This is a genomic window from Allobosea sp. Tri-44, from assembly GCF_004123845.1.
Lineage (GTDB): Bacteria > Pseudomonadota > Alphaproteobacteria > Rhizobiales > Beijerinckiaceae > Allobosea.
The window spans coordinates 199,835-224,074 of the sequence record NZ_NBDP01000015.1; the positions used below are offsets into that span (position 1 = coordinate 199,835).

Genomic DNA, 24,240 nt, shown 5'->3' on the forward strand with positions numbered 1-24,240 from the left:
GCTCACCGTGAACTAGGGAGCTCCTGGTTTGCAAGAGCATTATTTCGAAGGGCATCCTTAGAAACCCCTCCTCGGCTGGGCAGGAATCATTGACGGCGCAGGCGGGCTGATGCTATGCGCTCGGCTAATCGGAGTTGGTTACTTTGCCTTCTCAGCACGTATTAGGCAGTATATGAATCGCCTGGCCATCGTCACAACTGCCGCGCCGCCGTCCGCTAGCGGTCAAGCAAGAGTATTGGGCCTGCTTTTGGCGCAAGAACGTGACGATCCCTGCCACGTTTTTCTATCTGATCAATTGCAAGCGCTTGATTCAAGCGAAGGCAAATTTGGCCTTTACGTTCCACTGTCTGCGCCACGATTCCAGATGATGCGAACGCTCAGGAATAAACATTTCCAGCGCTTAAACAACTATGCCGGGCTGGTGCGGGACGTCCTGACGCGCGCGAACGAAATCGTGGGTGCCGTGAAGGAACATCCGGTACAGGTGATTGTGGGATGCAGCGGCAACCCTTTCGATCTTCCGGCCGCGGCTATCGCCGCAAAGCGCCTACAGTTACCGTTCGTCGCTTATCTGTTCGATGATCCTGTCTACCAGTGGGAGAAAGGTGCCTACCGCTCACTGGCGCGTTTCTGGGAGAAGCGGTGGGCTGCACGCGCCGCGAAGGTGATTGTCCCCAATGAGGTGCTGGCCGAAGACGTACGCGCCCGCGTTCCCTCCGCTTCCATCGCCATCGTTCGCAATCCCGCCGATTTGGCACAGATCGCGCCCCGCGACCTGGCTGCTGGCCAGACGCTTCGGCCACGCCCACCACCAACCGCGCAAGCTCCCTGGACAGTGCTTTACACGGGTTCGGTGTACAGCGCACAGGCCAGTGCCTTTCAAAATCTGATCGCCGCGCTGGACCGGACCGGAGGACGGTTCCATCTTCATGTCCATACGGCTCAGAGCGAAACGCAGGTTCGCGACAACGGTCTTGTCGGTCCCTTCGTTCGCCGTTTTGATCACCTGCCACAGGCGCAGGCGCTGACACGCCAGCGCGAGGCCGACATTTTGTTCTTGCCTCTTGCTTTTGAATCCCCGATCCCCGAGGTCGTGCGCTCATCCGCTCCCGCGAAGATTGCGGAATACCTCGCCTCGGGGCGGCCCATCATCGTTCACGCACCGCGCGGGTCGTTTGTCTCATCGTTTTTTACGGCACGTGAGGCGGGACTAGTGGTCGATCAGCCGGATGTCGATGCGCTCGCACAGGCCCTGACCCGGTTGAGCGAGAATGCGACGCTGCAAGCCAATCTCGTCGCCAACGCACGGGCCGCCGCGAAGGAATTCGGTGTCGATCGCGCCCGCGCGGCTTTCTCGGCTGTGCTCGCAGAGGTCGGGTAAGGTGAAGTCCGTGTCGGAGGGAAGACGTCCCCGCATCCTGTTCGTCGCGATGCATCATTCCGTCCATACAGCGCGTTGGATCGAGGCTCTCGTCGACGTCGGCTTCGACCTGCATTTGTATCCGGTCGACCCTGCCCCTCCACACGCTTACATCCGCGGTCTGACATTCCACGTGCCGACGCCGGCATCGCCCGTTGTCCCTGCGCCACGGGTTTCGACCGGCAGGCGGGCGGCGCGCTTTCTGCGGCATGCGCTCAAGGATCCGTCGGACGCGATCCGCCTGCTGCGGGAGAAACTCGCTCGCCGTGTCGCGACGCCGCCCGCGCCGGAGTCGCCGCCGCGCGCTGGAGACCCTGTTCGCATTCGTCCGGTTCCGTTCGATGGCGACGATCCGCAGGCAAGGGTGCGACTCGGCCGCCCCGACGAAAGCGAAGAAACCATCACGGCGCTTCACGGCCCGAGCATGCTGGCCAAGGTGATAGCCGACGTGCAGCCAGACCTCATCCACTCCCTGGAATTCCAGCATAATGCCTATCTTGTGCTGGCAGCGCGCGATTTGATGCTCGCGGACAATCCGTCCCGGAGCTTCCCGCGCTGGCTGGCGACGAATTGGGGCAGTGACATCTATTACTTCGGCCGCGACGAAGCACATGCGCGTCAGATTCGGCGGGTGTGCGAGGCGATCGACCTCTATTCCTGCGAATGTCGCCGCGATCTCGCGCTCGGACGGAGCTTTGGTTATCGAGGCCCCGAATTGCCGGTTCTGGCCAATTCAGGCGGCATCGACGTCGATGCTGCCCAACGCTTGCGCGGCGAAGCTCCGCCATCACGGCGCAAGCTCATCATGGTCAAGGGTTACGATCACTTTGCCGGCCGTGCCATGGTCTCCCTTGCCGTGCTTGAGCGTTTCGCTGACCGCTTGAAAGACTATGAGATCGTCATGTTTTCAGTCGGTGCCCGTCCCCGAGCCCGTGCGCTCGAATTGAAGGCCGCTGGTGTCCTCGACATCCGCGTCATCGATCTCGCCACCCATGGCGAAATTCTCGAGTGTTTCGGACGCGCCCGCGCCTATTTGGCCGTCAGCATTTCCGATGGGATCTCGACCTCGGTGCTCGAGGCGATGCTGATGGGCGCCTTTCCGATTCAGACCAACACCTCCTGCTGCGAGGAATGGTTCGTGCAAGGAGAGACCGGCTTCGCCGTCTCTCCTGACGATTTCGAGGAGATCTGCGCGCGGTTCGAACGCGCGCTAACGGACGACACCCTGGTTGACGACGCAGCGCCGCGTAATCTCGAGATCATCCGGTCCCGCCTCGATCAGTCGATCATGACACCAGCCATTGGTGACTTCTATCGTCAAGCGCTTGGCGTGCCATTCCGCGATGGGAGTGAACGACGCTGAAAGTTCTTCAGATCAACGCAAGCGACATCATCGGTAGTCGTTTCAATAATTTCGACATTCGCCATCTGCTCGCCGCGGATGGCATCGAGTCCACGCATCTCGTGTGGAGCAAGCTCAGCGACAGCCCCGACTCCCAGCTGTTCTTCGACCTGCCTGGCGCCCGCTTGGCCAACAGGGTCATCAATCGGATCGAAGCGAAGCTCTCGATCCATTCGCGGCTGCAATGGCAGGCCTACGCGCTGGCATTGTCGGAAGCCTATCGCATGGCCGATCTGGTCCATTTCCACATCATCCATGACGGCTATTTCAGTTTGGACGCCTTGCCTTGGCTGACGCGCGGCAAGCCGAGCGTATGGACCTGGCACGATCCCTGGCCCATGACGGGGCATTGCATCTATTCCCTGGAATGCGAGCGGTGGCAGGAGGGGTGCGGATCGTGCCCGTCGCTCGACCTGGCCTTCCCGATGCGCAAGGACCGCACGGCCGAGCAGTTCGCCTGGAAGAAGCGCATCGTCGCCAAAAGCCGCGCGCAGATCGTGGTCGCCTCCCGCCACATGCGCGAGATGGCTGCACGGTCGCCTATCGCCGCGGGCCAAAATATCGAGGTCATTCCCTTCGGCATCGATCTGACGCGGTTCCGCCCCGTCGATCCGCAGCCGGCGCGGTCCCGTCTGGGAGTGCTGCCAGGTAGGGTGGTGCTCGGCGTCCGTGCTTTTGCCGACAGCCCGTTCAAGGGGTTCGAATATGTCGTCGAGGCGCTGCGCCAGCTACCCGACACGGGCGTCCCGCTGACCATTCTGACGACCCATGGAAAAGGGCACCTGAACGAGTTCATCGGGCGTCATCAGATCATCGATCTCGGCTGGGTCAATGACGGCGCGACCATCATGGATACCTTCGCGGCCACGGATATTTTCCTGATGCCTTCGACGGCCGAGGCCTTCGGCATGATGGCGATCGAGGCGCTCGCCTTCGCCAAGCCGATCATCGTTTTCGAAGGCACTGCGCTGCCCGAGGTTGCCGGGGCGCCGGATATTGCTGTTGCCACCCCCATGCGGGATGCGACCGCCTTGTCAGCGGCGATCGAACGCCTCGTCCGGTCTCCCGAAGAGCGCCAGCAGCGCGGTGCGGCGGGCAGGCTCTGGGCGGAGGCTCGGTACAGCGACGTCGATTTTGCGCGCAGGATGGCGGCTCTTTATCGAAAGGTAGCCCAGAGATGACGCGCGAGGCGCCAAGGAGGCGCATCCTTCTCCTGACCGACATCCCCCCGTGCAGCAATCTGACCGCGGGGATCGTGACAGCGCAGATGTGCCGGTTCCTGCCGCAGGACGAGCTGGCGATCTTCTGCGTCATGAATCCGCATCTTCAGCCCAAGCTCTATGACGACCTCGCCGGCATCGAGATGAAGGTGGTTCGCAAGCCCACCGAATTGCAGCACCGCGTCGTGTACGGCGTCAGGGTGGGGAGAGCCGGTGCGGCGGCGATCGAGGCGGTGAAGCGTATAGCCCTACCCCGCGGGCTCATCCGCCAGGCAATAGCCTATGGCCGGGCGGTCGGCGCGACCGATCTGTGGGCGATTCTGCAGGGGCAGACGATGGTGCGCATCGCCGCGCCGGTGGCACGCGGGCTCGGCGTGCCGCTGCGCGTTCATGTCTGGGACCCGCTCCGCTGGTGGCTCGACGCCCACAAGGTCGATCCCGTCAATCGCCGGCTCGATCTCGCCCTATTCGATCGCACGCTGCGTCAGGCGGTGAGCTGCGCGGCGGCGTCGGTTCCGATGGCGCGGCATTATGAGAAGAGATACGGCGTTCCCTCGACGGCGGTCATCGCTTCGATCGATCCCGCGCTCGCGCAAGCGCCGCCGCCGAAGCTCATCAGCGACGACAGCGTCATCATCGGCATGGTCGGCCAGTTCTACGCCAGCGAGGAATGGGAACAGCTTGTGGCGGCCCTCAATCTCGCAAAATGGCGGGTGGGGCAACGCAAGGTCGTCCTGATGACGTTTGGCCATGAGCGGCCGCCAACAGACATTCCCGACGGGCATCTCAGGTTCATGGGCTGGATGGATCAACCCGACGTGATCCGAACGATCGCCCGGCATTGCGACATCGCCTATTGTCCGTACCCTTTCGCGGAAAGGATGGCAGAGGTCTCGCGCCTCAGCTTCCCGTCCAAGGTGCCCACCTATCTGGCGGCGGGGCGGCCGATCCTGTTTCACGGCCCATCCTACTCAGCACCGTATATCTATCTGCGGGAGCGCGGTGCAGCCTATCTGTGCCGCGATCTCCATCCGGCTGCGGTCTATAACGGCCTTGCCCACCTGGTCGAAGATAGCGAGCTATACGAGACGACGGCGCTGGCCGCGCGGCGGGCGTTTCTTGCCGATTTCACACTGCCGCAGATGAAACACGCGGTACGCCAGTTTCTGGGCTACGACGTCGGCCTGTCAGGAGGCGCCGCGCCCCCGGGGGTGTCGCGATATTTATGAGCGGGATTAAACGGCGATAGCGGCGAACTTTGCAGACTTATGCGTTTGACTGGCAAATTGTCATATCTGGCTGCGAATGATCTGAGCTGTTTGGGCTTGTTGGCGACATCCTAGGCTCAACATCCGCGCCAGGCCCAGATCAACCCGCATCTGAGCAGAGTGGCAACGTCCTTGCGTTTCGATCCACCCTTGTGGAACTCTCGCCCTTCAAACAGCCGAAACTCAAATTTCTCCCGCATATTGCAGACGCGCTTCAGCCCTCGATAAACAGGATCCGAGTAATCGTGATGGTATTGCGTCAAATTGCTCGCGGGACCGCCCGCCTTTTCCCGCCACTTCGTCGCCTGCATGATTTTGCCCTGCAGGCCGAGACCGAGAGGACAGCCGCGAGGCAAGAAGCGGACAAATTAGCTGCACAGCTTAACGCATTGCGTGCGCAGCTGGGCCCAGAACAGCTGGCGGCTGCGGGTATTGATAACGAGTCGCGCTCAGAGCTGGGCGCATTGACGTCAACACCTGGACTCTCGGCAGAAGAGATCAATCGCAACGCGCATTGGCTATATCTCAAGAATCGTCGTCAGCTGATCGAGCTGGACTTTCCTGTTACTCCCAAGGTGCGACATGGCCATGGCCAGCCACCTGAGCCACTTATGCTGGCCCGGCTGACAGCTTGCTCGGATCATTTTGCCTCGCAGATGCGCATGATACTGCCTTTGCTGGAGCCGATGCTGACCATTCCCAGCGATCCCATCGCAGATGCAAGCGAGCCGAATTGGGTCAATCCAGCTTTCCCCGCCCTGGACGCGATGGCGCTTTACGGAATGATAGCGCTTCACAAGCCGCAACGCCTGATCGAGATCGGTTCAGGCTTTTCTACGAAGTTTGCCAGGCGCGCGATCCGCGACCATCGCCTCGATACGAAACTAATATCGATTGATCCGGAACCGCGAGCCGAAATCGATGATATCTGCGACGAAGTCATTCGGGCGCCGCTGGAAGAAGTCCCGATATCATTTTTTGAGAACCTTACTTCAAAAGACATGGTATTTTTTGATGGAAGTCACCGTTCGTTTCAAAATAGCGACGTGACTGTCTTTTTCAATGAAATACTACCTCGCTTGAAAAGCGGATCTGTATTTGGAATACACGATATATTCTTGCCCGACGACTACCCTCCCGCATGGCTGGAGTGGTATTTCAATGAGCAGTATCTCTTGGCATCTTGGTTGCTTGCTGGCGACAGGCTAAAGCCTGATTTCGCCGCTTATTTTATCGGCGAAACCCCAGACCTGCACGCGATCTTCGCATCCATGTGGAGCCATCCGAACCTTGTCGGGGCAAACCACAAAGGGGGCGCCTTTTTCGCGACGATTTCCTGACAGGCGCTCGAACTCACGAAAAGGCGCAAACAAGAGGCGGTTCAGATTGGGCGCTCACAACAGCCAGAATAGCTAAGACGCGGTCAGCGTCCAATCCTCGCCTTAAGCTCTGAAACCGCCTCGTGCTTCACAGGGGAACACGCCACCACACCGCTGCGCCGTCCACGGGCTCCATCGGGGCTTCGATGCCGTGCTGTCCACGAAAATCGTGGATAGCCTTGGCACAGGGCTCGAGCACGTAGTCGTCCACGATGACGAAGCCGCCTGGCGATACTTTGTGATAGAGCGCATTGAGCGCATCCACCGTGCTCTCGTACATGTCACCGTCGAGGCGCAGTACGGCCAGCCGGTCGATCGGCGCGACGGGCAGCGTGTCCTTGAACCAGCCCTCGAGAAAGACGACCTGTTCGTCGAGCAGCCCGTAACGGCGAAAATTGGCGGAGACAGCCTCGCGGGAAATGGCGAGTTGGCCATAGGTGTGGTGGGTGTCGCCAGCATCGGCCGGATTGTGTGCTGCGTCGGGCTCGGGCAGGCCGCGGAAGCTGTCAGCGACGAAGACCTTGCGGTCCTTGGCACCATAAGCCTGGAAGATTCCCTTGGCGTAGATGCAAGCGCCGCCACGCCATACGCCGGTTTCGATGAAATCGCCTGGAACACCTTCTTCCAACGCCCGCGTCGTCAGCATCCGCAAATTGCGCATGCGCGCGGTTCCGATCATCGTGATCGCCTGTTCAGGCCAGTCGCGGCCGATGGCACGAAGCGACGGGTCGAACTTGCGTTCTGTCCAGGGCGCCTGCGAGGCATCCTCGATCAGCAGGCCCGTCAGTGATGCCTCCAGCAGGTCAAGATAGAGCTCCGCGGCACGCCCATCACCTCCAAGGTTGGGGCTGTTGCCCTGCAATCGGCGCCCGAGACGGGCGACAGCCTCCTCCTGACGGGCGCCTACGCCCAGGATCTGGGCCGAGACATTGTCCAGCTTCAGATATGTGGAATCGTGATAAGCGCCAATCCGTTGGAGCATATGGTTGACTTGGTTTTCCAACGTCACCGCCGCCGCCAGCCGCTCGGCCAACACGTCACGTTCCTCGGCGGACTTTCTGGCTGCCTCGCGCCAAGTGTCACGCTCCTCGATCGCGTGGCGAGCTGCCTCGCGCAAGGCGTCGCGCTTACGCGCTTCCTCTCGCAAAATCGGAAGACGGCGAACAAGGCGGCTGGCGAAAGAAGATTGCGTCACTGGACTACCCATCGCTGTGCACCCGATTCGTGCAGAAAATCGGGCGCGCGCATCATCAACTCGGCGGGGAAAGCCCAAACTTTCGACGCCACTCGTGAACTACGAATTATGGTCAGTTTTATACAGCCCATCGTCGAGATGGCGAATCCAGACGGAGCATTGGAGGCAGTTGGGAAGCCAACGACCTTCGTGGCGGCCTGCGTCAATCGGTGGAGGCGCTGGCGAGACATTCGTACGCGTCACGCATCGCTCGATTCTTTCGACTGCTGCGGCTCGACAGGAGTGATCTCGACGCGGTCCATCTCGATCGCGAACATGACGCCGTTCCGGAAGGGCGAATGGACGTCGAACATCAACGCATCGTGCATCCATTGATGCTGCACATGATTCTCGAGCGTTCCGGAAGCGCAGGCGGCGGTCACCGAATAGCGTCCGGAGGCGAGCGCTGGCAATCGGAACGCGAAGGTCGTCTCGAGTGTCTGGCCGGCACGTACCGTGATCGGCTTGTCGAGGGTCTTCAGGAAGGTGTTGTCGCCGAGGATCGGCTGGCCGAGGCGGTCCTTGACGTGGAAGCCCACGATCGGTGCCTCCAGATCCTCGATCACGGCGACGTCGATGAGAACCTGCACATTCTCGCCGCCTTCTATCCAATGCAGCGGGGAGCCGTCGGCATGGGTGAGGACGACGCGCTCGATACGCGCCTTGCCGCTGCCGAAATCGGCACTATCCGCCATGGTATCGAAGATGGCCGGGCGGTCCGGTCTGGGCGGCTCGGGGAGCGAAGCGCGTTTCGGCTTCCCCTCGGGCGGGCTCTCCTCGCCCGTCGCCGGCGGCACATCGGCTGGGCGCACATTAGCCTTGGCACGCGACCGTGGGACCGGCTGATCCGACAATCCTTGCGTCTGGCTCATGATGGACGCTGAATAGGCTTCGCAGACATCCTTGGCGGAACCCTGCATCACCAGATCGCCCTTGTCGATCCAGATCGCGCTGTTGCACAGGCTCATCACCGCGCCGGTGTCGTGGCCGCAGAACAGCACCGTTCCGCGTTCCCGGAACTGCCGGAGCCAGCGCAGGCATTTCTGCTGGAAATAGGCGTCGCCGACCGCCAGCGCCTCGTCGATGATCAGTACGTCCGCATCGACATGGGCGATCACCGCAAATGCCAGGCGCATCGCCATGCCGGTCGAATAGGTCTTCACCGGCCTTTCGATGAATTCGCCGATATCGGCGAAGGCGAGGATGTCGTCGAAGCGGGCCTGCGTTTCCTCGCGGCTCATGCCGAGGATCGAGGCGTTGAGATAGACGTTCTCGCGACCGGTGAATTCAGGATTGAAGCCCGACCCCAGTTCGAGCAGCGCCGCGACGCGCCCGTTGACGCGCGCCTCGCCCTCGGTGGGGGTCAGGGTCCCGCATACGAGCTGCAGGAGGGTGGATTTGCCCGATCCGTTGCGGCCGATGATGGCCAGGCTGTCACCGCGCGGAACCTCGAAACTGAGGGATCTGAGCGCCCAGTGATCGGTGTAGTGATTTCTTTCGGGCCATTTTATCCCTACCGCGCGCAGGACCGGCGCCGTCGCCCGCCGCAGCCGCGGCATCACCGCCTGGGCGAGCCGGTCGGATGGGCTCTTGTAGATGTGGTAGGATTTCGAGAGGCGCTTGGCCTCGATCGCGATCTCAGAGGACATCGGCGAAACCTACGCGCAGACGGTTGAAGACCCAGAACGCTGCGGGCAGGCTCACCAATGCTGCCAGCCACAAAAACGCCAGGGTCTGCCAGTCCGGAGCCCGGCCGAACAACAGCACATTGCGGGACTCCTCGACCACGATAGTCAGCGGATTGAGCAGCATCACGGTGCGGAAGCCGGGAGGAACCGAGGAGATCGGGTAGAAGATCGGCGTCAGGAACATCGAGGCCGTGACGATGAAAGTCACGATCTGTCCGATATCGCGGAGATAGACGCCCAAGGCCGAAAGTACATAAGCCGTCGCGAGCAGCAACAGCAGATAGGGAATGATGATCAGGATGAAGAGCGGCGCGGTCGCCTCGACCTGGCCGCTGTGCAGGAGGTGCCCCAGCACGACGATGAGCAGACCGAAACCTGCTGTGATCAGGGCGCCCAAGACGACAACTATGGGCAGGATGCCGAGCGGGAAGACGACCTTCTTTACATAGCTGCTATGGGCGAGGATCAATCCCGCAGCCCGGTTCAAAGTCTCCGCAAGCATGGAATGCAACAGGACGCCGACGAGCAAGATCAAGGTGAAATTGGCATCGGTGCCATCCTGTCCGGTTCCCCATCGAGTCTGGAATACGGCGGAGAAGACGAAGGTGAAGATCAGAGCAGTCAGGAGCGGGGTCAGGAACGCCCAGCCGACTCCCAGGACGCTGCCGCGGTAGCGCGCCTCGAAATCACGCATTGTGAGGCGCAAAGTCAGTTCCGTCGTCTGGCGCAGATGATCGCCCCAACTCGTCAACGCTTCAATCCTTGGATCCCAGCCGCATATGATCGTCGGCCGCGGCGCCCCTTTAGCACCTCGTATCCGCGTCCCGCAAACGCGTTCTGCTGCACTGCAAGCCGACCGGCTCGACAATCCCGGACCGGTTGAGTAAATCCTGCTCGCTTTGGCGGACCGGCCGATGCGTCGATGACGGAACGACGCCATTTCACCGTTTGAGCGGAGATGCTCTTGACCAAGATTCTCATTCTCGGCGCGGCGGGCATGCTCGGCAACGCCGCCTACCGGCTCTTTGCCGCCTCGCCGGGTTTCGAGGTCGTCGGCACGATCCGCGGCGGGGCGCCGGCCGGGCTTATACAGAGTTCAACCGCCCGCTTGCTGGGTGGAATCAATGCGACCGATCAGGACGGCCTTGTCCGGGTGATCGGCGAGACGCGGCCCGACCTGGTGATCAACTGCATCGGTGTCGTCAAGCAGCTCTCCACGGCCAAGGATCCGCTGGTATCCATCACGTTGAATTCGCTGCTGCCGCACCGTCTCGCCGAACTCTGCGCGGCCGCAGGCGCGCGTCTCGTGCACGTCTCGACGGACTGCGTTTTCGACGGCCGCAAGGGAGACTACAAGGAAACGGACCTGTCGAACGCCGAAGACCTCTACGGCAAGAGCAAGTTCCTCGGCGAGGTCGACTACCCCAACGCGATCACGCTACGCACCTCCATCATCGGACATGAGCTCAACTCCGCCCATTCGCTGGTCGACTGGTTCTTGAGCCAGCCCGGCCCTACGGTGAAGGGCTATCGCAAGGCGATCTACACCGGCCTGCCGACGGTCGAGCTGGCGCGTGTCATTCGCGACGTGGTCGTTCCGCGCCCGGAGATGCGTGGCCTCTGGCATGTCGCGGCCGACAAGATCAATAAATTCGAGCTGCTGAAGCTGGTAGCGCAGGAATATGGAAAGGCGATCGAGATCGTCCCCGACGACGCGGTGGCGATCGACCGCTCGATGGACGGCTCACGCTTCCAGGCAGCGACGGGATACGTGGCTCCGGCCTGGCCGGAGCTGATCGCACGCATGCGCGCCGCACGTTGAGCGCGCCAGGAGAGAGTGACCTATCCCATGGATATCAAGGGCAAGACCCTGCTCATCACGGGCGGAACCGGATCCTTCGGCAACGTCGTTCTGCGCCGCTTCCTGCGCGAGGGCATCGGCGAGGTCCGTGTCTTCAGCCGCGACGAGAAGAAGCAGGAGGATATGCGCCTCGAGCTGAAGAATGATCGCGTCAAATTCTATATCGGCGACGTGCGCGAGCCCGACAGCCTGCGCGCTCCGATGCGTGGCGTCGATTTCATCTTCCACGCCGCGGCGCTGAAGCAGGTGCCCTCTTGCGAGTTCTACCCGATGGAGGCGGTGCGCACGAACGTCCTCGGCGCGAGCAACGTGCTCGAAGCCGCCATCGACGCCGGTGCACAGCGTGTCGTCGTGCTTTCCACCGACAAGGCGGTCTATCCGATCAACGCCATGGGTATCAGCAAGGCGATGATGGAGAAGATCACGGTCGCCCGCGCCCGCCTGCTCGCCAAGAGCGATACCACGCTGTGCGCCACCCGCTACGGCAACGTCATGGCCTCGCGCGGCTCGGTGATCCCGCTCTTCGTTTCGCAGGTGAAGGCGGGCCAACCGATCACCATCACCGACCCGAACATGACGCGCTTCCTGATGTCGCTCGAGGAATCGGTCGATCTGGTCATCTATGCCTATCGCAACGCCGAGCAGGGCGACATCTTCATCAAGAAAGCGCCTGCCTCGACCATCGGCCACCTCGCCGAGGCGGTGATGCAGCTCCTCGGCAAGCGCGTCCCGATCAAGGTGATCGGCACTCGCCATGGCGAGAAGCGCTATGAGTCGCTGGTTTCGCGTGAGGAGATGGCGCGCGCCATCGATCACGGCGGCTATTACCGCGTTCCGCAGGACGACCGCGATCTCAACTATGCCAAATATTTCGTCGAGGGCGAAAGCGCGATCTCGATGGCGGAGGACTATACCTCCGACAACACCGAGATTCTCGACGTCGAGGGGGTGAAGAAGCTGCTTCTCGGCCTCGACTACATCCAGGCTGAGCTGCAAGGCTAGACATGCGCAAAGTGATGTCGATCGTGGGCACCCGCCCCGAGCTGATCAAGATGTGCCGCGTCATCGCTCTGCTTGACGAGCAGACGCAGCATGTCCTCGTCCATACCGGCCAGAATTACGACTATGGCCTCAATCAGGTGTTTTTCGAGGATCTCGACATCCGCAAGCCCGATCATTTCCTCGAGGCGGCGGGCGGCTCGGCGATCGACACCATTGCCGAGGTGCTCAAGCGCTCCGATGCGGTGATGGAGCAGGAGAAGCCCGACGCGGTGCTGATCTACGGCGACACCAATTCGGGCTTGGCTGTGATCGCCGCCAAGCGGCGCAAGATTCCGGTCTTCCATATGGAGGCCGGCAATCGCTGCTTCGACCAGCGTGTTCCGGAGGAGCTTAACCGCAAGGTCATCGACCATCTCTCGGACATCAACATGACGCTGACGGAGCACGCCCGGCGCTATCTGGTTGCCGAGGGCCTGCCTCCCGAGCTGACCTTCAATGTCGGTTCGCATATGCATGAGGTGCTCGAGCATTTCCGTCCCCGCTACGAGGCTTCCGACATCCTCGCGCGGCTCGACCTGACCGAGCGCCGGTTCTTCGTGGTCTCCAGCCATCGCGAAGAGAATGTCGACAGCGAGCGTAACCTCGCCGACCTGCTCGATTCGCTGAAAGGACTGGCCGAAACCTATGATTGGCCGGTGATCGTCTCGACCCATCCGCGCACTCGCAAGCGGCTCGAGGCGCTCGGCGAGATCGGGCTCGATCCGCGCATTCGCTTCCTGCCGCCCTTCGGCTTCCACGACTACATCAAGCTGCAGATGACGGCGGCCTGCGTCGTTTCCGACAGCGGCACCATCACCGAGGAAAGCTCGCTGCTCGCCTTCCCCGCCGTGACCATCCGTCAGGCCCATGAGCGCCCCGAGGGCATGGACGAGGGCACGCTCGTGATGTGCGGGCTTACGCGCGATTCGGTGCTCGACTCGGTGCGCTTCGTCATGCGCGCCGACGCAAGCGGGCTGACGCCGCGGCCGGTCGCCGACTATGTCGCCGGGCCCGTGTCGCGCAAGGTCGTCGCCATCGTTCTGAGCTATATCGACTACGTCAACCGTACGGTCTGGCGCAAACCGTGAGGCGGGAGGGCGCGGCATGGCCGGGCTGAAAATCCTGCATGTTGCGCCCCATTTGCGCCAGGGCGGTGCCGAGCGGTTGCTGTTCGAACTCGCGACGCATCCTTCGGACGGAACGACCCACCATGTCGCGCTCATGCAGGACGAGGTGTTTTTCGATCGCTCCGGCCTGCAGATCGAGGAGCTCGGCTTCGACCTGAAGCGCCGCTTCGGGGCCTTGACCCATCTGCCGGCGTCGCGTCGAAGGCTGCGCGCCTTGATCGAGAGGCTCAAACCCGACGTCGTTCAGGGCTGGCTTTATTACGGCGCCTTCCTCAGCCTTTCCCTGAGCAATCGCACGCCGGTCGTCTGGTCGATCCACAACACCACCTTCCCGCGGCTTCTTGCCAATCCTCTGCTGCATCTGGTCGACCGCGTGCTCGCCGCGCGCTCGCGCCAAGCGCCAGACGCGGTCGTCTATTGCGCGGCGTCCGCGCGAGCCTTCCACGAGGCGCGCGGCTATGCCCCGGAACGCGGCCTCGTCATCGATAATGGTGTCGATCTCGCGCTCTTCCGCCCCGACCCGGCCCGACGCGCGGTGCGCCGCGCTGGTCTGGGCCTTCCCGACGATGCTTTCATCGTCCTACTGAGCGCCCGCAACGACCCGCAGAAGGACCTGCCCAATTGCCTCGACGCTTTCGCGCTGTTCCGGCGCGAGGTGCCGGAGGCGCGATTGTTGCTGGCGGGGCGCGGCATGGACGATTCGGATGCAGCGCTGCGTGCCATGATCGCTGCGCGCGATCTCGGACCCGCCGTCCTCTCGCTCGGGGCGGTCGCTGACATGCCGGGCCTGCTCGACGCCGCCGACGCCGTTCTGCTCGGCTCACGCTATGGCGAGGCCATGCCGATGGCACTGCTCGAGGCCCTGGCGATGGGCAAGCCAATCGCCGCGACCCGCGTCGGCGATATCGGGCGGCTGCCCTGTCCGGGCGAGGCGTTGGCCCCGCCCGGAGACCCGCGATCCCTGGCTTCCGCCTTGAGCTTTGCGCGCGCCGGAGATCCGCGCTGGGCGGCATCCTTTGCCGAAGCCCGCGCGCATTACGGGCTCGACAGGATGACACGTACCTATGACGCGCTCTATCGCCGCCTCGCCGCGCGGGAGCCCGCGCCATGACCTCGGCGCTCCGGCTCGCCGTCGTCACGCCGGTCTTCAACGGCGCCGACTATATCGTCGAGACGGCGCGTTCCGTCGCAAACCAGCTGCGTCCCGGCGATCGCTACGTCGTGGTCGACGACGGCTCGACCGACGACACGCGGGCTCGTCTCGTTGCCGCCGATCTGCCGATCGATCTCGTCGCGCAGGTTAATGCCGGTGAGGCACAGGCCGTCAATGCCGGAATTGCCCGGGCGGCATGCGATATCGTCGGGATCGTGAATGCCGACGATCCGATCCTGCCAGGCCTCCTCGACGCCGTTCGGACCGCCTTCCGCGACGATCCGACCCTCGATGCCGTGTACCCCGACTGGCTCAAGATCGATGCGGCTGGGCAGCAGCTCGCGAGAATTGCGGTACGCGACTACGACTATGACGTGCTGCTCGGCCAGCATTTCTGTTTCCCGGGCCCCGGCGCTTTCTTTCGAGTCGGAACTCTCGCCGGCGAGCCTGTACGCGACGCTCGCTCCTCGCTGATCTCCGATTACGATTTCTGGCTGCGCTTCGGCTTGCGCGGGGCGAAGGTGAGGCGGCTGCCATTCGTGCTCGCGACCTGGCGGTTGCATGCCGGCGGCACGACCAGACGCGGCCAGGGGCCACGTCTTGCACGCCAGAGGATCGAGGTCATCGAGCGTCTGTTATCGCGCCCTGATGTTCCTGCCCATGTTCGTGAACTCGGCCCTCAAGCGCTTAGTGCCGCCTATTATCATGCTGCGCTTGTTGGCCTTCGCGCGCCGGACACACCGGCACTGCGCTATGCCTTGAAATCATACTTGCTGAAACCGCGCTGGGCCGAACCCGTCGTCGCCACTCAGCGCCGCGCTGTTGGACACCTTGCCTACGCGGCAATGCAACCTCTGTCAGGCTGGCTGCACGCATTTGCATCGCCCCTTCTGCCTGCCCGTTTCGGCAGGCAGGCGGTTCTCGACCAGACTTTTGGCCTTGATCCCTCAGCGCGGAAGGAGGAGCCGTGACAGCATCGACACCACATGTCAGCGTGGTGATCCCGATGTTCAATCGCGTCGCCACCATCCGGCGCGCGGTGGACAGCGCCTTGGCACAGAGCTTTCGCGATATCGAAGTGATCGTCGTCGACGATGCTTCGAGCGATGAATCCGTTGCGACTGTCGCGGCGATCGACGATCCGCGCCTGCGGCTGCTGCGCCGCGAACAAAATGGCGGCGCCTCGGCGGCACGCAACACCGGCGTTGCAGCGTCGCACGGGTCGTTGGTCGCCTTTCTCGACTCCGACGACGAATGGTTTCCGCGCAAGCTCGAAATTCAGGTTGCGGCGCTGGAGACTGCGCCGGCTCACGCCGGAGTGTCCTGCACCGGCGTGGAAATGCACCTGCTTGATCACGCAATCACGCGTCTGCAGCCGCTCGAGGACAGTTCCGATTGGGCGCGGCGGCTCGCAATGGATTGCGACCTTAGCCCCGGTACGACGCAGCTCACGCGCCGTGCCGTCTTCGATGCCATCGGTCCACTCGACGAAACCTTGCCGCGTTTCGAGGATTGGGACTGGCTGATCCGGTACACGCGCACCGGCCCGATCGTTGCGGTTCGCGAACCGCTGGCGCGCGTCTATAATCGCCGCGCGCGGCTCGGGGAGGTTGTCGAGCGTTCCGCCGAGCTCTTGCTTGCAAAGCATCGCGCTGTCTTCGACGCGCTCGCGCCGGCCGACCGGCGGAAGGCGGTGGGCGACATCTGGTTGCAGGCTGTCGGCACCTATGCTTTCGAGGGCAAACTCGGCGCTCTCTTGCGCCCCGCTGCCGCTGCCTTCGCGCAGCGGCCTCTGCATACGCTCGGCCGCCTCGCTAGCGGAGCCGCAGCGGTGGCCCGCGGGCGGCTGGCGCGCGCAGTGAAAGATCGCAGCTGATGATCCTGTACTGCGCCCCGATCTCCCCTTTCGCCCGCAAGGTGCGCATGCTGACGCGCCATCTTGGCTTCGAGAGAGATGTTGAGGAGCGCTTTGTCGATACGGGTGCGCCGGACGCCACCTTCCTCGCCGCCAACCCACTGGCGAAAATTCCGACACTGGTCACGCCGCAAGGTGAGGCGCTTTTTGATTCTGCCGTGATTGCCGCCTATCTCGACGCGCGCGCCGGCCACCCTCTGAGCCCGCCCGGTGAAGCCTGCTTCGCCGCGAAGGCCTATGAGGCGTTGGTCGATGGCGTGATGGAGGCGATCGTCCTCATCGTTTACGAACGGCGCTGGCGCGACGAAACAAAGCGCGAACTGCGCTGGGTCGCGCATCAGGAAGCCAAGATCGCGCGAGGCTTGGCGCGCGCAAGCGAAATCGCAGCCCGCCCGGGCCATCAGCTTCAAATAGGTGACTTTTCTTTAGCTGCAGCGCTCGGCTATCTCGATCTTCGCTTTGAAGGGACCTGGCGGGCGACCTTTCCCGACCTGGAGCGCTGGCTCACCGACTTCGCCGCGCAGGTCCCGGCCTTCGAGGCGACCCGCTATCACGATTCCTCCCAGAGGCGCGCATAAAACATCAGCTCTGGACCTGCTCCGGTTGAATGGCCCTGTTCCAATCTATTGCATGGCCGATTTGGGGGGCCGCGCTCTCCCATAGAGATCTAAACAATTGAAAATTGTAGATAAATCGCCTTAGACATCACTCGGCTTGCCATTACCGGCCGCCCCTTTGGACGATAGTCCAGCGTCTCGCTGCAAGCGCCGTTCCCAGTGCTTGGCAACCCGCAGATAGCGATAAAAGGCGTAATTCATCGCGGTCATGAAACCATAGATGCCGCGTAGTGCATGACGGCGCCCAATATAAGCCTTCAGAAAATTGGCCGGAAACTCGAGGATCAGGCGGAACGCCGACAATGTCTCGCCGCGTGCATCGAGGTCGTTGGCCTGCGCCTCGCTATAGGCGTTGAGCTTGTCCATTTGCTCGCCGAGCGAGCGCACCGAAAAATGATGGATCGTGCCCTTCAACCGGCCGACTCGAGCGTCTGGCAGAAGATCGACCCGATCATGCACCGGGGAGGAAGAGTACCTCCCCTTCGATTTGCGGTAGAGTCTGACGGGGACGAGCGCATAGGCGAAAGGATGCGGCGCCTTCTCGCCGGGGAAAATTTCGGCGATGCGCATCTTGTAAGCGTCCGCGACCGGCTCGCCGTTGCGAAAGAGAGCCACGATTTCTGCGCAGAGGTCGGGAGGCAGCACTTCGTCTGCGTCAAGATTGAGAAGCCAGTCATGGCGGCACTGATCCTCGGCAAAGCGCTTTTGCTGACCGTAGCCAGGCCAGGGATTAAAGATGACTCGGGCGCCGAGTGCCTCGGCGACCGCTTGCGTGCCGTCCGTGGACCCCGAATCGACAACGACGATGTCGTTGCTGAAGCTCCGTGCAGCCGCGATGGTACGACCGATCCGATCTGCTTCGTTCCGCGCGATGATGAAGATGGAAACTGGTAGCACAGCCGCGTCCAACCCTTGTTATTTCAGGGCTTAAGCATGGAAATCCATGAGCGACAAGCTGGACGGGTGGAAGGCCCCATCAACCGTCCAGGCACGCCCCCGCTCGCTCAGAGCCTGCCGGAACGACGCTGACAGCCCATAGCCGACACCGGCCAGCGCGCAGCCGAAGCGCACACCTATAGCCATCAGAGCTCCGCATCGAAGGCGATGTTCTCGAAGGTCGCAAAGACGCGTCCCTGTGCGCTGGCGCGTATCCTCGCATATCCCATCGCCGGCGAGGCTGCTGCAATAAGGCGCTCGCCATTCATGACATTCAATTCCTGCGTGACCGAGTAGCCCGGAGTCGGCGTGGTCCGCATATGGGTGGGAAACGGCAGGAAACTCGTGAAATAGCTGGCGGCAGCTTGGAAGGTGTCGATCAGCATCGAAAGGCCGGGCCGCCAGTGATAACGCTCGCAGAGCTGGCGCTCCTGTGTCTGGCTGCGCACCAGCCACGAGCTCGCCGCTACGCCGTACTCGAGTTTGATCGCGCGGAAGCTCACCGCGCCAGCAGCCGGCGCGAGTTGGACGGTCAGATTTCCGGTATCGCCCGCGACTGGAGTCAACGCGACGAAACGACGGCCGCTCCCGGCAGTGATCGTTCCGGAAGCGCTGCCGATCGTCACGTCGAGATTGCCGCCACTCAGATTTTCGACCGAGAGGCATAGCGGCGTCGACGCGAAGGATGGCACGCCCCAGAGCGCCGGCTCGACGATCTGCCGGATTGCGCCGGAGGTCAGCGTCAGGTCGAAGCCGCTGCGGCTGAGGCTGGCGCCGCCGGTATGCGCCTTCCAGCGATCGTAGCCATAAGCGCCCGCCGCCAGCACGCCGCCGGCAAAGGCGCGCTGGTTGATCTGGAAGTCGCCGTTGACCAGCAGGTTCGGCTGCGATGCCTCGCGCGCCCACCCGCTCGCCGGCAAGGTGACGAGTCCGCTCGTCCGATCGACGACCAGCGCCTCGGTCCAGTTCGCCCCATCGGCGCTGACCTTGATCCGGAACTGGTCGTCCCCGGCGAGCCCGATCTCGGCCCGGCCGGAATAATCGTCCTGGAACAGCAGACTCGCTGTTTGCGCCGCACTCGCCTTGTTGAGCTTGAGCCGATGATCGCTGCCGGCGTGGTTGAACAGGCTGGCATCGGCGGCGACGGCAAGGCGCGTCGTCGTGTCGGCCGTCGCGTTGACGCCCCAGAGCTCCGCCCCGAGACTGCTCACCGGCTGCGAGCGGCGCCATTGCGTGCCGGTCCAGACATGATGCTCGGTCTCGTCGCTCACCCAGGCCTGCCAGCCGGCGCGCGGCGGAAGGAAGCTCCAGGCGCCGTCCTCGAAGATGGCGAGATCGTCCGCATGCCCGGCGAAGACGCCGGAGCCACTAGCCGGCACGATATAGGCTGCGGTCTCGCCGGGCGAAGTCGGCGGCGCGGTCTGCGTCCGGCTGGCGACGACGAGATGCACCAGCGCGTCGAGCCGCATCAGCGCATCATTATGGGTGACGTGTTTCTGCGCCTGCCCGGCGGCGAGCAGGGGCAGGCCAAGACGCGGCGTTTCGCTCATGGGGCCTCGCAAGGTCGAAGCGGTACGCGGGAGGCGCACCGTGCGGGCCGATTATGCGGGCTCCGAAAGCAGCGGGGATTGATTGCGATTCAATCCCCGCATCGAAAGCATTTTCGAGCGAAGTGGGCACCGGTTCGCGTGAGGAAAATGCGAAAAACAATGACTCAGTCGAGCTCGAACGCGTCCTTGTAGTCGAGCTTAAGCGCCGGATCCTGATCCTCTTTCCGCAGCAGGCAATTGCCGACGACGAGGAGCTCGATCTCCGACCCCATGAAGCAGCGGAAGGCATCGCCCGGCGTGCAGACAATCGGCTCGCCACGGACATTGAACGAGGTATTGACCACCACCGGGCAGCCGGTCAGCGCCTTGAAGCGCGAGATCAGCTGATGGTAGCGCGGGTTGGTCTCTTCATGCACCGTCTGGATACGGGCTGAATAGTCGACATGGGTGACGGCGGGGATCGTCGAGCGCGGCACGTTCAGCTTGTCGATGCCGAAGAGGGCCTTTTCCTTGTCCGTCATCTCGCGCCGCAGCCCCTCGCGCACATCGGCGACGAGCAGCATGTAAGGCGAGTCGCCGTCGAGCTCGAACCAGTCGGCGACATCCTCGCGCAGCACCGAGGGCGCGAAGGGCCGGAAGCTCTCGCGGTACTTCACCTTGAGATTGAGCGTCTTCTGCATCGCAGGGGAGCGCGGGTCGCCGAGGATCGAGCGGCCACCGAGCGCGCGCGGCCCGAACTCCATCCGCCCCTGCATCCAGCCGACCGCCTTGCCGTCAGCGAGGCCCTGCGCAGTCGCCTCGATCAGGGTGGCATCGTCCATCGCCGTGAACTTCGCCCCGGCGGCTGTCAGCTCAGCCTCGATCTCGGCCTGTGAGAACTCCGGCCCGAGATAGCTGCCGCGCATCGCATCGCCCGCGGCGGGGACTTGGCGCGGCTTGCCGTGGAAGAGGTGGTAGCCCGCGAGCGCTGCCCCCAACGCCCCGCCTGCATCGCCGGCCGCCGGCTGGATCCAGAGACCCTCGAAGAGGCCCTCTCGCAGGAGCTTGCCATTGGCGACGCAGTTCAGCGCGACGCCACCGGCGAGGCAGAGGTTCTTCTGCCCGGTCTCGGCGCGGATCGAGCGGGCGAGCCTGAGCACGATCTCCTCGGTCACCGCCTGGATCGAGGCCGCCATGTCCATGTGGAACTGGGTGAGCAATTGCTCGGGACCACGCACCGGCTCGCCGAACAAGGCGGCGAACTTGTCGTTGGTCATGGTCAGGCCGACGCCATAGTTGAAATAGCTCTGGTCGAGCTGGAAGGAGCCGTCCTCCTTCAGGTCGACCAGCTTCTCCAGCATCAGCTGGGCGAAGCGCGGCTCGCCATAGGGCGCGAGCCCCATGACCTTGTACTCGCCGGAATTGACCTTGAAGCCGATATAATAAGTCACCGCCGAATAAAGCAGCCCGAGCGAATGCGGGAAATGCAGCTCCTTATGGACCTTGAGATCGTTCCCCTTGCCGATGGCGAGCGTCATCGTCGCCCATTCGCCGACCCCGTCCATGGTCAGCACCGCCGCTTCCTCGAAGGGCGAGGGATAGAAGGCGGAGGCGGCGTGCGAGAGATGGTGCTCGGTGAAGAGCAGCTTCTCGACGTCGAAGCTGGCCGAGAACGTCTTCAGCTCCTTGGCGATGATCTGCTTCTGGAACAGCTTGTCGCGCAGCCAGAGCGGCATCGCCATTTTGAAGGACTGGAAACCGCGCGGCGCGAAGGAAAGATAGGTTTCGAGCAGGCGCTCGAACTTGATGAAGGGCTTGTCGTAGAAGACGACCGCGTCGAGTTCGTCAAGCCCGCAGCCGGCGACCGAGAGGCAGTACTCGACCGCGTGCTTCGGGAAATCGGCATCGTGCTTCCTGCGGGTGAAGCGCTCCTCCTGCGCCGCCGCCTCGATGCGCCCGTCGACGACCAGCGCTGCCGCGCTGTCATGGTAGAGGCCCGATATCCCGAGAATGCGCATCGCGGCCGGCGCGTTCAGAACAGCGTGTAGATGAAGGGCGCGATCGCGCTGCCCTTGGTCAGGAACAGCAGGCCGCCGAGCAGTACGCACATCAGCAGAATCGGCACCAGCCAGAACTTCTTTCGCGCCGCCATGAAGCGGAAGAACTCGCGCAGGAACGACATTGATCTATCCAGGTCAGAATTGATCTTTCATCGAGACCGGCTCCGGTCCCGGCGGATCACGGACGATCCAGTAGCTTTTCGCCTCCGGCTGCTTCTCCAGCCTGAGAAAGTCCTTGCCGACGAGCCGAGCAATGAGCGCCATCGGCGTGAAGAGGAGGAAGAACAGGATGCCGAGCACGATCGGGTTGACGATCATGGCCAGGAGCAGGCCGAACTTCATCCAGAGCCGGTTCAACGGCGCGAGCACCGCCGGCCGGATCAACGCGACCGCGAGGAAGCCGGCGGCGACCAGCGCGAGCCAAGGCCAAGCCTTGCCCGCATGCCAGGCGCTATAGAGGCCGATCAGCGCGAAGACGGCCGCGAAGACGAAGCCGAAGGAGCGATCGCTCGATCCTTCATGCGCGTCATGGCCGGCCCCGGCCTGGAATTCGTGATGGACGCCCTTCGACAAGCCACCGCTCCTGTTCAGGCGGCATGCTCTAGGCGATTAAGGGAGGAAGGTACAGGGCGAGGGGCACTCGGCGCAACCGTCAGCACGTCATGCTCGGGCTTGCCCCGAGCATCTCAGGACAGGTGAGGCTCCAATTCTGCCCTTCCGTCCTGAGATTCTCGGGTCTGCGCTTCGCTTCGCCCGAGAATGACGCCGCGATCCCTCAGCTCAGCATCCGCGTATCGCCGCAGACCGAGATCTCCTGGCCGGAGATCGTCCTGGCGAAGGGCGAGGCCAGGAAGACGATCTGCCTGGCGATGTCGTTGGGATCGACGAACTGCTTGATCGAGACGCCGGCGAAGAGACGGTTGGTCATCTCCTCATGCGAGACATTGAGCGAGCGCGCCTTGTTGGCGATGACGCTCTGGATGCGCGGCCCGTCGACGAGGCCGGGGCAGATCGCGTTGACCCGGATGCCGAACTCGCCGAGCTCGGCCGAGAGCGCCTTGGTGAAGCCGATCACGCCCCATTTCGCCGCCGCATAGGGCGAGCGCAGCGGGAAGCCGTGCTTGCCGGCCTGGCTGGAGAGATTGACGATCGAAGCGTTCTTCGACTGCTTCAAGTGCTCGACGGCGAGCCGGGTGCAGTTGAACTGGCCGGTCAGGTCGATGGCGACGCAGGAATCCCAGTCCTCGGGCGCGATCTCGTCGACGCGCCCGGTCGGCCCGGCGATCCCGGCATTGTTGACGAGGCAATCGAGCCCGCCGAGCGCCGCCAGCGCCTCCTCGAACAGGCGCGCCACCGCCTTGCGGTCGGAGACGTCGCAGACCGACCGCGTGATCGCAGGGTCGCTCTGCGCCATCTCAGAGAGCGCTTTCTCGTCGACGTCGCAGATATGGACCCTGGCGCCCTCCGCCGCGAAGGCGCGCGCCGTCGCGCGGCCGATGCCGTTGGCGCCCGCTGTCACCAGCACGCGCAGGCCCTTGATCGTCAGATCCATCGTTTCCGTCCCTTTTTCCTTCGTTGTTCTCGCGGGGCTTATTCCACCAGCCGCGCCGTGCGTTCGATATGGTCCGCCGCAGCGCTGATGTCCTCGACCAGCGCCTGCCTCGCCGCGGCCGGATCGCGCCGTCGCAACGCCTTCAACAGTGCCGCATGCGCGACGACGGCGCTGCCGCCGTCGAGCCGGCGCGGCTCGTGCCGCATGTCGAGATTGAGGATCGGTCCCGCCTTGAGCCAGAGCCGGGAGATCATCTCGATCAGCGAGGGCATGCCAGCGGCTTCGTAAAGAGCAAAATGCAGGTCGCGATTGGTCGCAACCGCAGCCGCCGGGTCCGGCGGGTCGGCCCTCGCCGCCGCGAGGAACGCCGCCTCATGCCGCGCAACCAAGGCGATCTGCTCATCGGTGATCACCTTCGCCGCCTCCTCGGCGGCGAAGCCCTCGACCACCAGCCTGATCCGGGTGAGCTCGCGGAACTGCGCCAGCGTCAGCACCGGCACGCGCACCGCCCGCCCCGGCAACACCTCCAGCGCCTTGTCGGCTGCGAGCCGGCTGACCGCCTCGCGCACCGGCATCATCGAGACGCCGAGCGCCTCGGCGACACGGCGCAGCGAGAGCTTCTCGCCCGGCGCCAGCCGCCCGGCGATCAGCAGCGCCCGAAGCTCGCCGGTGACCCGCTCGCCCAATGTCTCGTGCTGGAGCGAGCCAACCTCGTCGAGCGCGGACGCCTCTCCCACCTTCCCCCTGACGGAGGAGGCGAGCCGCGATCGCGGCGCATCTGAGGGCTGGACTCGGGCAATCATGTCTGCCAACCTAACTGTGATCACAGATCACGACA

22 protein-coding genes are annotated in these 24,240 nt (G+C 63.2%); 12 read left to right on the forward strand and 10 right to left on the reverse strand.

Annotation, left to right across the window (positions count from 1 at the left end; all coding sequences use genetic code 11):
• Positions 1-172 precede the first annotated feature (172 nt).
• From B6S44_RS10435 to B6S44_RS10455, 5 genes are all read left to right on the forward strand, one after another.
• Positions 173-1,381 carry a glycosyltransferase gene (locus tag B6S44_RS10435; RefSeq protein WP_164985783.1) on the forward strand — a complete coding sequence of 403 codons (1,209 nt, stop codon included), beginning with the start codon at positions 173-175 and terminating at the stop codon, positions 1,379-1,381.
• Positions 1,329-2,783: a glycosyltransferase gene (locus B6S44_RS10440; protein WP_164985784.1), complete on the forward strand. Its 1,455-nt coding sequence runs from the start codon at positions 1,329-1,331 to the stop codon at positions 2,781-2,783. Before B6S44_RS10435 ends, B6S44_RS10440 begins: the two co-directional genes overlap by 53 nt.
• Positions 2,784-2,884: 101 nt before the next feature.
• Complete coding sequence (locus tag B6S44_RS10445; RefSeq protein ID WP_248309534.1) at positions 2,885-4,003, forward strand: glycosyltransferase; 1,119 nt, start codon at positions 2,885-2,887, stop codon at positions 4,001-4,003.
• On the forward strand, positions 4,000-5,271 hold the full coding sequence (locus B6S44_RS10450) for a glycosyltransferase family protein (protein ID WP_129156833.1): 1,272 nt from the start codon (positions 4,000-4,002) through the stop codon (positions 5,269-5,271). Before B6S44_RS10445 ends, B6S44_RS10450 begins: the two co-directional genes overlap by 4 nt.
• A gap of 287 nt (positions 5,272-5,558) precedes the next feature.
• Positions 5,559-6,650, forward strand: coding sequence for a class I SAM-dependent methyltransferase (locus tag B6S44_RS10455; protein ID WP_248309545.1), 1,092 nt, complete (start codon positions 5,559-5,561; stop codon positions 6,648-6,650).
• A gap of 127 nt (positions 6,651-6,777) precedes the next feature.
• Here the strand turns inward: B6S44_RS10455 and B6S44_RS10460 are convergent, their stop codons facing one another.
• From B6S44_RS10460 to B6S44_RS10470, 3 genes are all read right to left on the reverse strand, one after another.
• Positions 6,778-7,884 carry a TylF/MycF family methyltransferase gene (locus B6S44_RS10460; RefSeq protein WP_248309535.1) on the reverse strand — a complete coding sequence of 369 codons (1,107 nt, stop codon included), beginning with the start codon at positions 7,882-7,884 and terminating at the stop codon, positions 6,778-6,780.
• A gap of 239 nt (positions 7,885-8,123) precedes the next feature.
• Entirely contained in the window at positions 8,124-9,572 is a 1,449-nt protein-coding gene (locus tag B6S44_RS10465) for an ABC transporter ATP-binding protein (RefSeq protein WP_129156835.1), read from the reverse strand.
• Positions 9,562-10,551, reverse strand: coding sequence for an ABC transporter permease (locus tag B6S44_RS10470; RefSeq protein WP_129156836.1), 990 nt, complete (start codon positions 10,549-10,551; stop codon positions 9,562-9,564). The genes B6S44_RS10465 and B6S44_RS10470 overlap by 11 nt, the downstream gene beginning before the upstream one ends.
• A gap of 24 nt (positions 10,552-10,575) precedes the next feature.
• Between B6S44_RS10470 and B6S44_RS10475 the strand changes: the two genes are divergently transcribed.
• From B6S44_RS10475 to B6S44_RS10505, 7 genes are read left to right on the forward strand one after another with little or no spacing between them, the layout of a single operon-like run.
• On the forward strand, positions 10,576-11,433 hold the full coding sequence (locus B6S44_RS10475; RefSeq protein WP_465246102.1) for a dTDP-4-dehydrorhamnose reductase family protein: 858 nt from the start codon (positions 10,576-10,578) through the stop codon (positions 11,431-11,433).
• Between the two features lie 27 nt (positions 11,434-11,460).
• Positions 11,461-12,474, forward strand: coding sequence for a polysaccharide biosynthesis protein (locus B6S44_RS10480; protein ID WP_129156911.1), 1,014 nt, complete (start codon positions 11,461-11,463; stop codon positions 12,472-12,474).
• A gap of 14 nt (positions 12,475-12,488) precedes the next feature.
• Positions 12,489-13,601: a non-hydrolyzing UDP-N-acetylglucosamine 2-epimerase gene (gene wecB / locus B6S44_RS10485; RefSeq protein ID WP_248309536.1), complete on the forward strand. Its 1,113-nt coding sequence runs from the start codon at positions 12,489-12,491 to the stop codon at positions 13,599-13,601.
• A gap of 16 nt (positions 13,602-13,617) precedes the next feature.
• Positions 13,618-14,751, forward strand: a complete 1,134-nt coding sequence (locus B6S44_RS10490; RefSeq protein ID WP_129156839.1) for a glycosyltransferase — start codon at positions 13,618-13,620, stop codon at positions 14,749-14,751.
• The gene (locus B6S44_RS10495; protein WP_129156840.1) at positions 14,748-15,764 is read left to right on the forward strand and encodes a glycosyltransferase; all 1,017 of its coding nucleotides are present in this window, start codon (positions 14,748-14,750) and stop codon (positions 15,762-15,764) included. The genes B6S44_RS10490 and B6S44_RS10495 overlap by 4 nt, the downstream gene beginning before the upstream one ends.
• A gap of 23 nt (positions 15,765-15,787) precedes the next feature.
• Positions 15,788-16,669 (forward strand): glycosyltransferase family 2 protein, encoded by an 882-nt coding sequence (locus tag B6S44_RS10500; RefSeq protein ID WP_282568178.1) that lies wholly within the window; start codon positions 15,788-15,790, stop codon positions 16,667-16,669.
• Positions 16,669-17,286 carry a glutathione S-transferase gene (locus B6S44_RS10505; protein WP_129156842.1) on the forward strand — a complete coding sequence of 206 codons (618 nt, stop codon included), beginning with the start codon at positions 16,669-16,671 and terminating at the stop codon, positions 17,284-17,286. Before B6S44_RS10500 ends, B6S44_RS10505 begins: the two co-directional genes overlap by 1 nt.
• Positions 17,287-17,406: 120 nt before the next feature.
• On the opposite strand, the gene B6S44_RS10510 is transcribed toward B6S44_RS10505, so the two are convergent.
• From B6S44_RS10510 to B6S44_RS10535, 7 genes are all read right to left on the reverse strand, one after another.
• Positions 17,407-18,234, reverse strand: a complete 828-nt coding sequence (locus B6S44_RS10510; protein ID WP_248309537.1) for a glycosyltransferase family 2 protein — start codon at positions 18,232-18,234, stop codon at positions 17,407-17,409.
• 173 nt (positions 18,235-18,407) lie between these two features.
• Positions 18,408-19,811 (reverse strand): DUF2793 domain-containing protein, encoded by a 1,404-nt coding sequence (locus B6S44_RS10515; RefSeq protein WP_129156843.1) that lies wholly within the window; start codon positions 19,809-19,811, stop codon positions 18,408-18,410.
• A gap of 164 nt (positions 19,812-19,975) precedes the next feature.
• The gene (locus B6S44_RS10520) at positions 19,976-21,808 is read right to left on the reverse strand and encodes a carbamoyltransferase family protein (RefSeq protein ID WP_129156844.1); all 1,833 of its coding nucleotides are present in this window, start codon (positions 21,806-21,808) and stop codon (positions 19,976-19,978) included.
• Between the two features lie 14 nt (positions 21,809-21,822).
• Positions 21,823-21,972, reverse strand: coding sequence for a DUF5989 family protein (locus tag B6S44_RS29325; RefSeq protein ID WP_164470445.1), 150 nt, complete (start codon positions 21,970-21,972; stop codon positions 21,823-21,825).
• A gap of 13 nt (positions 21,973-21,985) precedes the next feature.
• Positions 21,986-22,423 carry an SxtJ family membrane protein gene (locus tag B6S44_RS10525; RefSeq protein WP_129156845.1) on the reverse strand — a complete coding sequence of 146 codons (438 nt, stop codon included), beginning with the start codon at positions 22,421-22,423 and terminating at the stop codon, positions 21,986-21,988.
• A 202-nt stretch (positions 22,424-22,625) separates the two neighbouring features.
• Positions 22,626-23,402, reverse strand: a complete 777-nt coding sequence (locus tag B6S44_RS10530) for an SDR family oxidoreductase (protein ID WP_129156846.1) — start codon at positions 23,400-23,402, stop codon at positions 22,626-22,628.
• A gap of 38 nt (positions 23,403-23,440) precedes the next feature.
• On the reverse strand, positions 23,441-24,139 hold the full coding sequence (locus B6S44_RS10535; protein ID WP_248309538.1) for a GntR family transcriptional regulator: 699 nt from the start codon (positions 24,137-24,139) through the stop codon (positions 23,441-23,443).
• Between the last annotated feature and the right edge of the window lie 101 nt (positions 24,140-24,240).

Coding starts and splice junctions, on each gene's coding strand:
- B6S44_RS10505 (WP_129156842.1), top strand. CDS start 16,669: ATGATCCTGTACTGCGCCCCGATCTCCCCTTTCGCCCGCAAGGTGCGC.
- B6S44_RS10530 (WP_129156846.1), bottom strand. CDS start 23,402: ATGGATCTGACGATCAAGGGCCTGCGCGTGCTGGTGACAGCGGGCGCC.
- B6S44_RS10435 (WP_164985783.1), top strand. CDS start 173: ATGAATCGCCTGGCCATCGTCACAACTGCCGCGCCGCCGTCCGCTAGC.
- wecB (WP_248309536.1), top strand. CDS start 12,489: ATGTCGATCGTGGGCACCCGCCCCGAGCTGATCAAGATGTGCCGCGTC.
- B6S44_RS10480 (WP_129156911.1), top strand. CDS start 11,461: ATGGATATCAAGGGCAAGACCCTGCTCATCACGGGCGGAACCGGATCC.
- B6S44_RS10490 (WP_129156839.1), top strand. CDS start 13,618: ATGGCCGGGCTGAAAATCCTGCATGTTGCGCCCCATTTGCGCCAGGGC.
- B6S44_RS10455 (WP_248309545.1), top strand. CDS start 5,559: ATGGTATTGCGTCAAATTGCTCGCGGGACCGCCCGCCTTTTCCCGCCA.
- B6S44_RS29325 (WP_164470445.1), bottom strand. CDS start 21,972: ATGTCGTTCCTGCGCGAGTTCTTCCGCTTCATGGCGGCGCGAAAGAAG.
- B6S44_RS10470 (WP_129156836.1), bottom strand. CDS start 10,551: ATGGCGTCGTTCCGTCATCGACGCATCGGCCGGTCCGCCAAAGCGAGC.
- B6S44_RS10495 (WP_129156840.1), top strand. CDS start 14,748: ATGACCTCGGCGCTCCGGCTCGCCGTCGTCACGCCGGTCTTCAACGGC.
- B6S44_RS10465 (WP_129156835.1), bottom strand. CDS start 9,572: ATGTCCTCTGAGATCGCGATCGAGGCCAAGCGCCTCTCGAAATCCTAC.
- B6S44_RS10520 (WP_129156844.1), bottom strand. CDS start 21,808: ATGCGCATTCTCGGGATATCGGGCCTCTACCATGACAGCGCGGCAGCG.
- B6S44_RS10450 (WP_129156833.1), top strand. CDS start 4,000: ATGACGCGCGAGGCGCCAAGGAGGCGCATCCTTCTCCTGACCGACATC.
- B6S44_RS10515 (WP_129156843.1), bottom strand. CDS start 19,811: ATGAGCGAAACGCCGCGTCTTGGCCTGCCCCTGCTCGCCGCCGGGCAG.